Here is a 13,270-nt window from a genome sequence, read left to right as displayed (position 1 = left end):
TATCATGATTTTAATCTGAAAACAATGAGAGGTTTCCCTATCGAATGATATTAGATATGATAAGTAGAAAAATAGACGATGCAGGGAGATTTGTATAATGAGCTTTAGTGCTAGGCAAAATGAAATCGTTCTCAATATTGCTATTGCTGCGCAGAAGCTGCCTCTGCTTGAAAGCGGCCTGTGGTTTCACCATGATATCCGTGATAATTTTTATTATGCCTCTTACCTGTTCGCGGCTGCTGCGGATCAGACTGAGCCATTGCCATTCGACGCGGAGGATGCGAAGGAAGCAGCGGAAGCTGTGCTGCTTGCAGTACTCGAACTTCAGGATCAGAAGCCAGACAGCGCCACCTTCGGCCATTGGCCGCTAAACCTAGGCAAGCAGCCCCGCGAGGCTGCTCCGAACCCGCTGCCCGTTGAGCTGATGGGAAGCCTGATGGTATATTTTGCAGACAGGTACCGCTCAAAGCTGAGCACGTCGCTTTTGCAAGCATTCGATACTGCGTTAACCTGTGCTTACCAAAGCGGATTCTATAAGCAGACTAATGTATTCGGCCATCATGATGCCAAATATACGTCAGCTAAGTTGATATTCGGGCAGCGGTTCGATGATAGCGCGCTTCTGGAGGATGGCCGCCAAAATCTCAAGCTTACACTGGCTCATGTGCGCCAGCAAGGCATGGCTGAATACAATAGCTTGCCTTGGTTCTGGCATTGGGTGCAAGCCTTTACATGCGCTTGGCAGCTCATAAAGGATGTTGGCGTTAAGAAAGAGCTTGCAGACATGCTTGATTTTCTATGGCAGGAGCGGTCAACCTTTTACTTAAAAGGAGCTTTCGTCGGTGCTCACTGCCGAGCGCAGCGACATGATATTCCACTTGATAGCAATGTTCTGCACGACTATGTGCAGTTCGGTGATTTCGAACTTCCTAAGACGATGCCGCGTACCGAATATGCAGGTTTCCTATTGTATGAAGCTTCATTGGACACACGCAATCATGCAAGGAACCGGAACGAGCCGACAGAAGTCCGAAAGCTTATAACGAAGCAATCTGACGAAGCTGCTGCTGAGCTGCACAGTTATGTGTATGTAACAAAGGATTTCGCAGCAGGGGGAATGTGGGAGCGGCATGCCGAGTTTGATAATGAGCAGCATCGCTGGGATGTTTCGCTGCCGCTTGATCATCAAGCAGGCGTGAATCAAGCCTATTTCTTTCATCCTTCCGATACGAATGCAGGCGAGGATCCAAGGCATCATACGGAGCATTCAGAAGTGTTGTTCCACAAGAATACGATCGTTGCCCTGTACGCTATACCGGAAGGCGCCAAGGATTCTATAATTGGAATATTGCCGGCAAACGAATGGCTGCAAGAGCCCCGGCTGCTGCTTGGTAAGTCTAAGCATGTGTATTTCGCTGTTCATCTCCTTCAGTCTTTCGAGACTGAACAGCTGCCCGACCGACTGTGCGCGATAAGCAGAGGAGTACGCAACGGCGTTATTATGGAGGTGATCAGTACGGAGGATGCGCAGCGATACGGACTAGCAGACTTCGAAGCATTTGCTGCAGCGGCTAGGAGCAGAAAGCCTGAATGGGCGACTGATGAGAAGCTGGGCGTGCGGTATATAACTAGTGACGAGGCAGAGCTCAAGCTATATGTCGATCACAACGGCGTTATCGAAAGAAAAATTAATGACGAAGAAGTTGATTTTTCGCATTATTCGCGTTAATAAGGGATTAACTTACAAATAATGAGCAGCTTTCTTCTACATATTTCGATTAGATGGTATCGCTTTCATTGTCGAAATGATATGATTCGAATACAATCCTTCGAATACATAAGGGAGCTGTTTCCTATGCAACGTAAACCAACAATTGGCTTACTAACGCCCTTCTTGGGCGGCAACTACCTTGGTGATATTATAAACGGAATCCAAAAGGCTGCTCATCAATTCGATACCCGCCTCATTGCAATACGAACGGCTGGAAAGCCCTTCAATAGTCCGATTGCGCTAGACCATGTCGATGGTTGGATTATTCTTAACAACGCTGTACCGGACGATTATATCAAGCAGCTTAGCAGTAAATGGAAGAAACCTATCATAACCATCGCCAAGGATATGACCTCGCTGGAGGTTAACGGGCAGATGGTTGTTTGCAATAATGAAGGCGGCATAATGGATGCCATGAAACATTTATACGAGCATGGACATGTTGAAATTGGTTTTGTCGGGAATATGGGACTTGATGATATGAAGCGCCGTTATGAGGGCTATATCAAAGGACTGGAGCAGCTAGGCTTACCCTTTCATGCGGAATTTGTTATTAATCCTGGCGACTTCAGCGTGCTGGGCGGCAGGAGCGCAGCTCAAAATATCGCTGATGCGGGTTTTCCGTTCAAAGCAGCAGTTGTATGCACGGATATGACAGCAATCGGCATGCTTGAGCGGTTAACGGAGCTGGGCTGCCGTGTCCCAGAGGACTTCGCGCTAATTGGCTTCGACAATACCGATTCGGCAAGAACGAGTTCACCGAGCATGACCAGCATCGATCAGCATATCCCGCAGGCTGCCGCAAGAGTAGTTGAATTGTTGCTTGGGCAAATCAAACAACCAGTTGCAGGAATCGACTCGCATATGATTGATTGTACGCTGGTGCGCCGGGAATCCTGCGGCTGCACGAATAAGGATGAAGTGGACCTGAAGCTCCAGCGTCTGACGGACTGTGAGAAGGATAGCATACAGATGACGCAGCTTAACGTCCATTATGAGTTTAACAAATTTATTCAGAATTACAGTATCGATCGACTCAAAGATTTGTCTTGGGTTCTTGCCCCGCATTTCCAGTGGGCGAGTCAAGGATTGTGGCAGCAGTCGGACAATCCTGGAAGCAATCTGCAGATCAGCCAGTGGCATCACTTTCACCGTGATGTTGATCTGTTAGAGGCTAATGCTGCAGGTGAGCTTGCGCATATCGACATCACACAGTTTCCGATGTTTGAGCAGACAGACGGTTCGGGTCCGCATGAGGATAGTGAGATGACCTATGTTATTCCATACCGTACGGTTGCAGACAACTGGAGTGTGCTCGCTTTCGGTACGACGATGACGAGTACGCTTGAACATTGGAATGATTATATGTCAATCGTTCATTACTTGGATTTAATCGCGAATACGCTCGACCGGCAGGCACTCATCGGGGAAGTAAGCAAGCAAAGCCTACAATACCGCCAAATTGCAGAGCAATTGGAAATTGTTTCGCGTACTTCGAACGACGGTATTTGGGAACTGGATTTGCGAAGCGGAGGTATCGCTTGGAATCAGCGCTTCTATGATCTGCTGCAGAGCACGGAGGCTTGCCGCTTCGAGGCGCTGCTGCATGCAGATGATTTGGCTGGCTATCTAGCCGCGCTTAAAGCACATCTGGAGCTGGGGAAGGCTTTCATGGTCGATGCTAGACTTCGCAAGCAGTCTGGGCAATATGTATGGGTAGTCGTGTCTGGAGAAGCGGTTCGTGACGAGAGCGGTGTCGCGCTTCGAATGGTGGGCTCGGTCAGAGACATCACGGAGCGCAAGCAAGCAGAAGATAGAATGCGCTATTTGGCTTATCATGACACGCTCACAGGCCTTACGAACAGGCGCCGCTTCTATGAGGAAATTGCACTTGCATCGACGGCCTACGAGCAGTCGTTTGCGGTCATCGTGATGGATCTGGATCATTTCAAAAAAATAAATGACAGCTTCGGCCATCAAATGGGGGATCGTCTGCTGCAGCTTGTAGCAGACGGATTGAAAGCACTTGTTAAGCACAATGACCATATCGCTCGTTTCGGCGGCGATGAATTCGTTATCTTATACCAGTTCAAGGTGCTTGAAGAAGTAGAAGGGTTCGCCAAATCGATATCGAAGCATTTATCCACGCTGCTGTTCGGAGAAGGTGTCAATCTGACGATCACGATGAGCGCAGGCATCAGTATCTTTCCAATTGATGGAGCGGACCCCGATACGCTGATCAAAAAAGCCGACATTGCCATGTACAAGGTGAAGCAAAGCGGGAAAAATGATTATGAAATTTTCTCTCCGCTGATGATAGAACAGACGATGTGGCGCATTAATACGGAGAACGAACTAAAGGAAGCGATCGCGAAGGAGCAGTTTACGCTGTATTATCAGCCTCAGATTGACCTAGCGACAGGTGAGCTGTTCGGCGTTGAAGCTTTGCTACGATGGGATTCACCAGAACATGGTATCGTTTCTCCGCTGACCTTTATTCCTCTCGCAGAAGAGACAGGGCTTATTATACCGATTGGGGAATGGGTGATCTCCGAGGCGTGCAGGCAAAGCGTGAAGTGGCGCGAGAATGGATGTCAACCCTTTGAAATATCTGTAAATATTTCTGGAAGGCAGCTGAAGCAGCCAGGCTTTGTTGATATGGTGCGGACAATTATAGAGCAGACTGGGATGGACCCTCAGTATCTTTGTTTCGAAATTACGGAGAGCACAGTCATAGACGATCTGGACACAACGATTGCAATGTTTAGGGAGCTTGCTTCATGCGGCATTCAAATGTCGATGGATGACTTCGGCACAGGGTATTCTTCGTTGTCCGTATTAAGGAAGCTGCCGCTAAACATGCTCAAGATTGATAAATCTTTTATTAGTGAAATGACTTGCGAGCATCAGGATATCGACATTGTCAAAGCAATCATATTCATATCAAATAGCTTGAATCTGAGAATCATTGCAGAAGGCGTCGAGCAGGAAGAGCAGCAGCGTTTGCTGAAGGAGCTGGGCTGTCATTGTGTACAGGGCTACTATATCAGCAAGCCGCTGACTGCTGAGCAATTCGAGTTACTGCCGATTTTCACTTGGAAGCAGAAAGGTCTTCACACATCGTTCACACCTCAGTAGCTCTAACGAGTCATGTGTAATTAAACCCCCATTGATACAATTTGGACATCTAATCCAAAACGATGGGGGTTTATTATTATGTTGTTAAAGAAAAAATTAGTAGGTGCAGCACTAGCTGCTGTATTAACGCTGAGTGCAGCGGTTCCTGCGTTCGCGCATGACGGCTGGTCACAGACGAGCGCTCCGATTGTAGCGCAAAACCAGGTATCCTATGTGGAACTGATGTACGGAAATCACTCCAATGAGCATAAAAGCTATCGGTTGGACGGCCAATGGGGCAGCAGCTCCAAGGTGTTCGTAACGACGCCAGCTGGTGTGAAATCCGACATTACAGGCACGCGCTTCTACACGGGCGAGCCAGCTACGGAGGAAACGCCTGCGCTTAACAATTACTTTGTTGCATCCTTCAAGTCGAATATTCCAGGTGCGTATATTATTTCTACTGAGGCAGATAGCGTGTACAAAGGGGCAGATGCCTCGAGCAGGACGCTCCGCAGCGCGAAATCGTTCGTAGCTGTCAGCGACATTCCGGTGCTTGAGCGCGTTAGCGCACTTAAAGGTTTCGCTAAGCAAGTGAGCCCTGACCGCGCAGAGCTTATTCCGCAATTCAACCCGGCTGCTGTAACGCCTGATGAGACAGTGTCCGTCCAACTGCTTTTGAAAGGAAAACCGCTTGGGAGCACGGCAGTGGACGTCATTCGCCGCAGCAACTCGGAGGCGACAGAGCTGAAGACGGATGCGAATGGAGTCCTTACTTTCAAAACCGGTGCTGCCGATTATTATTTGGTTCGTGCGAAGCCTAGTACGAGTGAAGCTGTGGAAGGCGAGTACAGTACGACCAATTACGAGGCGACAATGACGTTCACGGTTCAGAATAAGTCAGTCAAACTTCCCGGCACGGTGATATCTGCTAAGCCGCATATTTATGTCAATGGAAGTTTGGTTGCTGCAAGCAGTCTGACGATTGCTCAAGGTACAACGAAGGTAGATGCGGCTTTCATTAAACAACATGTAGATACAGCCTACCAAGGCAAGGGGTTAGTAACCCTCCGTTCCGCAGCAGAAGCGGCAGGTGCAAGCGTTGAGTATTTCCCAGCGGTGGGCGGAAATCAAGCAGCGGTTGCGATCTACACGAAATAAGGCTGATTAATGAAAAAATCATTGAAATGCATGATGGTAATGCTGTTGATATGGGCATGCATGCCGAGCTTAGTCTCGGCGCATGCCTATATTGCGCAATCGACGCCATATTCGGATGCGGAGCTGACCGCGGCTCCGCCAGCTATTCGTCTCACCTTCACAGAAAAGATAGACACGAAGCTGAGTAACCTCTCGCTGAAACGAATCGATAATGGGTCGGAGATTAACGGAGTATTGAGCGGAGAGGATGATCTGACGCTTAAATATAAGATCCCTAAGCTGGCTGATGGCATTTATGAAGTTAATTGGCAAGTGCTCTCCTTGGATTCGCACTTCACAGATGGCTCCTTTCAATTTGCTGTTGGTGTGAAGCTTGCGCATGTGCAGCCTGATGATACGGCTTCATTGGATGGAGGCGGCAATACGGGGGCGGGGTTAGGTAGTGGTGATACGGTGACTGAGAAACCTACAGCTACCGAGAAGCCTAAGCCGATAGACAAGCCCGCCAGCTCGCCTAAACCAACAGCCGCGATCATACCGATCGTAAAGCCGACGCCCGCCAGCGAGAGCGAGGCAAGTGCTCTGCCGAGCCCGCCAGCTTCTTTGGCAGAGAGCTCTGAATCAAGCCCTTCACCGACTGTACCAGTCATCGAAGACAGTGCAAGCGGTGGTGATACGAAGATAGGTTCTGTGACTGAGCCAGATAAAGCGGAGACTGCTGAAGTTTCTGATGCAGCTGATGCAGTAGAGAGTACTCCTCAGGAGGAAGCGGCGAGCGAGAATGAACATAGTACTCATGCTGGGCAGGGAACCAGCAGCCATGCCGAAGCAGGGGAGCATGAGCACGCGGGCGGCCATGGCAGTATGGTTGCACTGCGTGTTCTTGATCTGATTACGAGCGTCTTTCTGCTAGGCATTTTGTTTTTTAGATACATTTTATGGCGATCGGAAGAGGAGAAGGCTCCCTACGGCTTCTCGCTTCATGCAGAGCGAATCGTAATTGCTGTCGCTGTTTTCATATGGGTTATTTCTGGTTTCACACGTTTATCCATGCTCTCAGAGCAATTAGGCGGCATATCCATATTTACGATCGCCAGCAGCTCGATGCTTGGCAAAATCGCTGTGATGAGACCCGTACTCGCTTTGCTCCTGTTGCTGCTCGCATTTGCGCCAAGCAAGGAGCGACACTGGGCGAATCCTGTTAAATTTGTGGTGGCAGTTGCGTTAATTGTCAGCTTCCCGTTAACAGGTCATGCCTATGCCGCTTTAGAGGCTGCAGTGGCAGCAGTTGTGGCACATGCCTTTCATATGACGGCGGCGGCTGTATGGTTCGGAGGGCTTGCCGGTTTATTCGCGATGACCTTCGAGAAGTCGGCGAGCGAGCGTCTGAACCAAGCGGCTGCGAGCTTCTCAGCATGGGCGCTGCCGAGCATGCTGCTCATTCTGCTTAGCGGAATCTGGCTGGCAGCGGCAAGGTTGTCTGCATGGGGACAGTTGTTTTCAACGGATTACGGTAAGCTGATCGTTGCGAAAACAAGCTTGATGCTGCTCGTTCTAGTTGTTGGGGCTCTTCATATGATTGTGTTCATGCCTCGCATCTCTCAGCATGGTGCAAGACGGGGCTTACTGCTCGGCATACGCGCTGAAGTACTTCTTGCTGCTGCGCTGTTCGTGGCTGCAGGGTGGTTGTCCTCAACCTCGCCGCCTGCAGATGCGGCAATAAAGCTGTCTGAACCGATTTATTGGCATGTAATGGGAGAAGACGCGCATATGAGCATGCGTATTTCAGAGAATAAGCAAGAACAAACGGCCAAACTCGATGTCTGGCTGCCTGAGGGTCTTGAAGCTCCGGTATCAGCCAAGGCGATTATTCGCGTAGAAGGTAATAGCGTGCAGGAGCCGATTCCCTTTGTCCTTCAGCCGCGTGAAGCTCAATTATTCGAGTATCCCGGATTTACGAAGTATACGTATCTTGCAACAGGGGAATTTATCGACGAGAAGGATAGCAGTTTGATTACGATCGATATTCAGGATGAGGAAGGCCATACCTTTCATTATGAAAGATCCTTCTTTGGAGCGGCTGAGCGTCAATAGCGGGTTGGTGTGTACGACATAAGCTTGACTTCAATAACTGCATCTGCTAATGTCACCTTCAGGGAAAAGGCGGGTGTTAGCATGATCATCGGCATCGGACATGATTTATCGGAAATTGAGAGAGTAGCGAAAGTATTGGAGGGGCGCACAGGCCAGCGATTCATGGAGCGCGTGCTTGCAGAAGGGGAACGTCTGCTTGCTTCCAGTTATTCGGGTGAGCGCCTCCACCAATTTACGGCGGGCCGCTTCGCAGCCAAGGAAGCTATCGTGAAAGCATTCGGCTGCGGAATTGGACCGATTATCGGATTTACAGATATTGAAGTATTGCGCGGGAGCTGCGGCAAGCCCGAGTGTCAGCTGTCTGCTGGTGCTTGGGAGCGTCTTGGCCTTGCGCCGGAGAACATTCGGATTCATGTGACGATTACGCATGAGCGCAAGCTAGCCTCGGCTTTCGCAGTTGTGGAGCGGATATCGGAGTAACCTTTTGCCTATACTTGGAATGTAATATACCAGGTCAGCTAGTCGAAAGGGGTCACCGGGTATGATGGAGCATCGACAGCAGAAGAATCAGAAGACGAAGCGCCGTTACAAGACGGGACAATGGGTCGAATACGAAGGTTTGTATACGGACGATTGGGGCGGGGATTTGGTGCTGGTGCAGGGCGATTTATTTCCAGCGCATCCGCAAATGGGAGATACGCACTGGACGTATGCAGGCCAGTCGGCCCTTTATTTCATCCAATCTTCCAAAATTAACGGACATCATATGGGCTATTAAGCGAAACAAATCAAATAGGATAGTGGAAGCAGACTGCTGCTTTCACTATCCTATTTTTATTTCTTGCTCGCAAGCCAATCAGCTAGACCCGTGATCTCTTCAGCAGTTAGCCGATCCTGAAAGGCTGGCATAGAGCCTTCTCCTTCTTCAATCTGCTTTGTAATATCGGCAGCGCTCATCCGCGCACCGACCTTCCGAAGATCAGTCGCAGGCCCTACCCGCCCCTGCAAGCCTGTACCATGACAGCTTACGCAGTTCGCTTTGTATACGGAGACGATCTCTTGAGGCCCTTCAACTGGACTGACAGACGGCTTATCGCCACTTCCGCTTCCGCAGCCTGCTAACACCAGCAGCAGGATAGAGGCTGCGCAGCAAGTAATTACAGTTATGGTTTTACGACTTAACATAAATAACAACATTCCTCTCAAAAATTCATAATTTTGGTATTTTTGGGCTTTTAAAGTTTCGTTCATAAGACGGGCATATGCATTTGCATTATTAATTCGTATAATGGAAGAGACAGTTAACGAGAACATTAACGATTCTTTCATTATATCGAAGTTTTACTTACAGGAGAATTCATGAAACCGACAATAGATAGTATTTTACAAAATCAACTTCACCAGCTTCAAGCCGTCGTTATAATGAGTGCATATACGGATAGCGCACCTGGCTGGCTGGAACAGAAACAAGAGCCTGATTTTTACCGCTTCTGTTATACGGAGAAAGGCAAAGGCTGGCTTGAAATAGAAGGTGAGAAATATAGTATTCAGCCGGAAACACTTTATTTCATGCCTGCGGGTACGCTACAATCATTTGGTACGGATGGCGATGAGCCGTTTGGTCGCTATTGGTGCCATTTCCGGCTTGAGCTTAGCGATGTGCAGGTCATAAGCTCCCTGCAGCTGCCACGCTACATTTATGTCAAGGAAAAGCACAAAATTAAAGCCTTGTTTCACAAAATGGTTGAGTGCCAGCAGTTGCATTCTATCACGAAAGATCTTAGGCTGAAAGCTGTATTGCTAGAGCTGCTGGCTATTTATTTGGATGAGAGCAAGGCTCAGCGGGAAACGGTGAATGAGCCCAGCTCTGAGGTCAAGTGGAACGAAGTGCTTGCTCATATTGAAGCAAATTTGCATGCGAATATTCAAGTGGAGGAGCTTGCGAGAATCGCTTTTCTGCATCCGAACTATTTCATCACTTCTTTCAAAAGCATGATGGGATGCTCTCCGATCCAATACGTTACGAATCGGCGTATCGCGCTTGCTAAGCAATTGCTGATGGAAACCGACCTGCCTGTAGCAACGGTCGCAACACAGGTAGGGATGCAGAATCATTACCTGTCCAGATTGTTCAAACGTTATACGGGCATTACGCCCTTACAATACCGCCGAATTGGCAAGCATAACGGAAGCTTAAGGCTACAGCCTGCCAAAGCCATCATTAAGGAGGAAGAAAGCTAGTGGAACAGGAAGCGATAAAAACGTTTTTCAGTACGGAGCTGCTCGGCTGGTACCGTCTGATTAAGCGCGATTTGCCATGGCGCAAGAACCGGGATCCTTATCGTGTATGGGTATCCGAAATTATGCTGCAGCAGACGAGAGTAGATACGGTCATTCCTTACTATAATCAGTTCATGGACAAATTTCCGTCAGTGACAGCACTCGCTAATGCGCCTGAGACGGAGGTGCTTAAGAGCTGGGAAGGTCTTGGCTACTATTCGCGCGCACGAAACCTGCAAGCAGGTGCCAAGGAGGTTGCGCAGCGCTACGGGGGTATCGTACCTGACGATAAAGCGGCTGTTGCTGGCTTGAAGGGTGTAGGACCATATACGAGCGGTGCCATTATGAGTATTGCGTTTAATCGCCCAGAGCCTGCTGTGGACGGCAACGTTATGCGGGTTCTCTCACGCTATTTTTGCTTGGAGGACGATATTGCCAAACCGTCTACGCGGATTGGCATCGAGAAGCTGGCAGCTTCACTTATTCCTGAGGGCGCAGCGGGGGACTTTAATCAGGCTCTAATGGAGCTCGGCGCTCTTGTATGTACGCCAAAGTCGCCAAGCTGTCTGCCGTGCCCGGTGATGGAGCACTGCGCAGCAAGGCTCTCGGGCAGGGAGACGGAATTGCCGATTAAGACGAAGGCCAAGCCGCCTCGAGCGGAATTTCGTGCAGCAGCAATCGTAGCAGGCAGCGGTGAGCATGCAGACAAAGTGCTTGTACGCCAGCGTCCGGCAACGGGGCTGCTTGCTCAGATGTGGGAGCTGCCTCATCTAGAGCTGCCGAAGGACAAAGCGGAGTGGCTGTCTGAGGCATCGCCTAAGGAGCAGGGGGAGCTGGCTGAAATGATCAGCAGAATGGTAGAGACGGATACGGGACTACTCATCCGCCCGCGCAGCTGGTTTACGGACGCAGATCATATATTCAGCCATATTCACTGGAAAATGCGTTTTTATTTGGCTGATTTGGGTGAAGAACGATCAGCATCTGAGGATGTTGCTGCAGCAGCTTCTTCCTTGATCGGACTGACAGCTGCAGAAGCGGCATCCGCATACAAGGTGGATTCTCAAGCAGAAGAAGCTGAAGTGATAGGCACTTACCGATGGATTAGCAAGTCAGACATGGAAACATTGCCGTTTCCTAATTTGTTTTTGCGCATTTTGAAGCAATATTGGGAATAAAGAATAGATGGAGCGGAGGATCTGCAAATGAGCCAAATGCTTGAGCTGCTGTTGCAGCATAAAATTGTAGCTATAGTAAGAGGGATCGAGGATCGCCATGCGGATGCGGCGGCGCAGGCTTTGATTGATGGCGGTATCCATATGATGGAGATTACGATGAATACAGAAGGCGCGGCGGCTATGATCGAACGGTGGCGCACCAAATTTGACAGCAAGGCTGCAATCGGAGCAGGCACAGTAACGGATGTTACTTTGGCCGAGCAAGCGGTTGCCGCTGGCGCGCAATATTTGATCTCGCCTAATTTGGATGAAGATGTAATCGCATATGGACATGAGCACGGTATCTCTGTATGGCCCGGGGTCATGACGCCGACTGAAATCGTCAAAGCGTGTAAGGCCGGGGCAGAAGCGGTGAAAATCTTCCCGATGGGAACGCTAGGCATAAGCTATTTGAAGGAGATTAGAGGTCCTTTAGCTGACATTCCAATGATGGCTACCGGAGGGGTGGATTTGCATAATATTGCTGAATATTTCCAAGCAGGAGCAAATGCCGTAGGGATGGGCAGCAAGCTTGTTAATCTGGAGTGGGTACGCGAAGGTAAATTCGAGCAAGTAACGGAGAGGGCAAGACAGTTCGTTGATGCCGTTCGGGACTTGTAGAATAGTGGAGGAGACTGCTTAGTGGACACTGTTTGGCTAATCATGCTTGTGCTCTTGGTTCTTATTTTACTCCTGTCAGCACTTATCTGGCGCATAGGTGCAAGGAGTCAAACGCCGCGTAAGCTTGCGAATGGTTATCCACCTGAAGTTGAGACTAAATGGGAGAAGCTGTCATTCATTAGCAATGGCTCCAAGCTTGCGAGCTGGCTGCTTCAACCGGCCTCTGATAGGATGCGCGGCAAGTCGGGGCTGGCCCCGCTTGTCATAATTGCACATGGATGGGGGTCGAATCGATCCCGTGTGCTTCGGTATGCTAGACCGATCTATGAAGCGGGATTTGCCATATTTATGTATGATGCGCGCAGCCACGGCGACAGCGAGTCGATAGCTGCACCATCGGCACTTATGTTTCGTGATGACATGCTGGCTGCTGTGAGTTCTGCTAAACGTTTGCCTGGTATCGATGCTGAGCGGATCATTGTTGTTGGACATTCACTTGGCGGCTTCGGCGCCATTCTCGCGCTTGATCATGGCTTGCAGGTCAGTGGGATTGTAACCGACTCTATGCCTGTGCATTTCGACACGATGATGAAATCAGAGCTTAAACGCAAGCGCATACCGATCTTTCCGCTAGCCTATCTCATTCCGAGAATATGGCTTATTCGTGCAAAAATCTCGCATGCGCAGTTTAAAGAGGCGAATATTCCAAAGATTCTCTCGCGCCATGCCGGCAGCAGTGAAGCTGGGCGTACGCCTGTCCTAATGATCCACGCGGAGGGTGATCCTTTCATCAGTGCGGATGGGCTAAAGCAGTTACAGCTCGAATTGCCTGAGAATAGAGTAAGCACGCTGTTTGTTACCGGAGATGGTCATAGCCAATCGGAGCAGGACCCAGCATTCTGGCAGCGGGTACTGCCTTTCCTGCAGGAGAGGGCATTACAGGCAGTAGACAAAAAGGAAGCCCGCGGCACGAGGCTGCAGGCTTCAAGAGAGAATATATAATAAAGGG

At 49.5% G+C, this 13,270-nt stretch carries 11 protein-coding genes; 10 read left to right on the top strand and 1 reads right to left on the bottom strand.

The window, feature by feature from the left end:
- Positions 1–97: 97 nt before the first annotated feature.
- The 6 genes from FGT79_RS23465 (at position 98) to FGT79_RS23440 (ending at position 8,921) form a co-directional block, all read left to right on the top strand.
- Positions 98–1,729: a hypothetical protein gene (locus tag FGT79_RS23465; RefSeq protein WP_138755276.1), complete on the top strand. Its 1,632-nt coding sequence runs from the start codon at positions 98–100 to the stop codon at positions 1,727–1,729.
- 126 nt (positions 1,730–1,855) lie between these two features.
- The gene (locus tag FGT79_RS23460; protein WP_171056405.1) at positions 1,856–4,909 is read left to right on the top strand and encodes an EAL domain-containing protein; all 3,054 of its coding nucleotides are present in this window, start codon (positions 1,856–1,858) and stop codon (positions 4,907–4,909) included.
- 78 nt (positions 4,910–4,987) lie between these two features.
- Positions 4,988–6,049, top strand: a complete 1,062-nt coding sequence (locus FGT79_RS23455) for a DUF4198 domain-containing protein (protein WP_138755274.1) — start codon at positions 4,988–4,990, stop codon at positions 6,047–6,049.
- A gap of 9 nt (positions 6,050–6,058) precedes the next feature.
- Complete coding sequence (locus tag FGT79_RS23450; RefSeq protein WP_138755273.1) at positions 6,059–8,143, top strand: copper resistance protein CopC; 2,085 nt, start codon at positions 6,059–6,061, stop codon at positions 8,141–8,143.
- 81 nt (positions 8,144–8,224) lie between these two features.
- On the top strand, positions 8,225–8,623 hold the full coding sequence (gene acpS, locus FGT79_RS23445; protein WP_138755272.1) for a holo-ACP synthase: 399 nt from the start codon (positions 8,225–8,227) through the stop codon (positions 8,621–8,623).
- Positions 8,624–8,684: 61 nt separating this feature from the next.
- Positions 8,685–8,921 (top strand): hypothetical protein, encoded by a 237-nt coding sequence (locus tag FGT79_RS23440; RefSeq protein ID WP_138755271.1) that lies wholly within the window; start codon positions 8,685–8,687, stop codon positions 8,919–8,921.
- A gap of 56 nt (positions 8,922–8,977) precedes the next feature.
- Here FGT79_RS23440 and FGT79_RS23435 read toward each other — a convergent pair whose 3' ends face one another.
- On the bottom strand, positions 8,978–9,328 hold the full coding sequence (locus FGT79_RS23435; RefSeq protein WP_138755270.1) for a c-type cytochrome: 351 nt from the start codon (positions 9,326–9,328) through the stop codon (positions 8,978–8,980).
- Between the two features lie 174 nt (positions 9,329–9,502).
- On the opposite strand from FGT79_RS23435, the gene FGT79_RS23430 reads away from it, so the two are divergent.
- The 4 genes from FGT79_RS23430 to FGT79_RS23415 are packed head-to-tail and all read left to right on the top strand — an operon-like array spanning position 9,503 to position 13,263.
- Positions 9,503–10,384, top strand: coding sequence for an AraC family transcriptional regulator (locus FGT79_RS23430; protein ID WP_138755269.1), 882 nt, complete (start codon positions 9,503–9,505; stop codon positions 10,382–10,384).
- The gene (gene mutY / locus FGT79_RS23425; RefSeq protein WP_138755268.1) at positions 10,384–11,601 is read left to right on the top strand and encodes an A/G-specific adenine glycosylase; all 1,218 of its coding nucleotides are present in this window, start codon (positions 10,384–10,386) and stop codon (positions 11,599–11,601) included. The genes FGT79_RS23430 and mutY overlap by 1 nt, the downstream gene beginning before the upstream one ends.
- Before the next feature lie 27 nt (positions 11,602–11,628).
- On the top strand, positions 11,629–12,261 hold the full coding sequence (locus FGT79_RS23420) for a bifunctional 4-hydroxy-2-oxoglutarate aldolase/2-dehydro-3-deoxy-phosphogluconate aldolase (RefSeq protein WP_138755267.1): 633 nt from the start codon (positions 11,629–11,631) through the stop codon (positions 12,259–12,261).
- Positions 12,262–12,282: 21 nt separating this feature from the next.
- Complete coding sequence (locus FGT79_RS23415) at positions 12,283–13,263, top strand: alpha/beta hydrolase (protein WP_138755266.1); 981 nt, start codon at positions 12,283–12,285, stop codon at positions 13,261–13,263.
- Positions 13,264–13,270: the final 7 nt, after the last annotated feature.

The sequence above is a fragment of the Paenibacillus sinopodophylli genome, from assembly GCF_005930355.1.
Lineage (GTDB): Bacteria > Bacillota > Bacilli > Paenibacillales > Paenibacillaceae > Pristimantibacillus > Pristimantibacillus sinopodophylli.
This window is presented reverse-complemented; position numbering and strand designations above follow the sequence as displayed.

What these genes read in the sequence shown, in the direction of transcription:
- FGT79_RS23465 (WP_138755276.1), top strand. Translation starts at nt 98, where the DNA reads ATGAGCTTTAGTGCTAGGCAAAATGAAATCGTTCTCAATATTGCTATT.
- FGT79_RS23460 (WP_171056405.1), top strand. Translation starts at nt 1,856, where the DNA reads ATGCAACGTAAACCAACAATTGGCTTACTAACGCCCTTCTTGGGCGGC.
- FGT79_RS23455 (WP_138755274.1), top strand. Translation starts at nt 4,988, where the DNA reads ATGTTGTTAAAGAAAAAATTAGTAGGTGCAGCACTAGCTGCTGTATTA.
- FGT79_RS23450 (WP_138755273.1), top strand. Translation starts at nt 6,059, where the DNA reads ATGAAAAAATCATTGAAATGCATGATGGTAATGCTGTTGATATGGGCA.
- acpS (WP_138755272.1), top strand. Translation starts at nt 8,225, where the DNA reads ATGATCATCGGCATCGGACATGATTTATCGGAAATTGAGAGAGTAGCG.
- FGT79_RS23440 (WP_138755271.1), top strand. Translation starts at nt 8,685, where the DNA reads ATGATGGAGCATCGACAGCAGAAGAATCAGAAGACGAAGCGCCGTTAC.
- FGT79_RS23435 (WP_138755270.1), bottom strand. Translation starts at nt 9,328, where the DNA reads ATGTTAAGTCGTAAAACCATAACTGTAATTACTTGCTGCGCAGCCTCT.
- FGT79_RS23430 (WP_138755269.1), top strand. Translation starts at nt 9,503, where the DNA reads ATGAAACCGACAATAGATAGTATTTTACAAAATCAACTTCACCAGCTT.
- FGT79_RS23420 (WP_138755267.1), top strand. Translation starts at nt 11,629, where the DNA reads ATGAGCCAAATGCTTGAGCTGCTGTTGCAGCATAAAATTGTAGCTATA.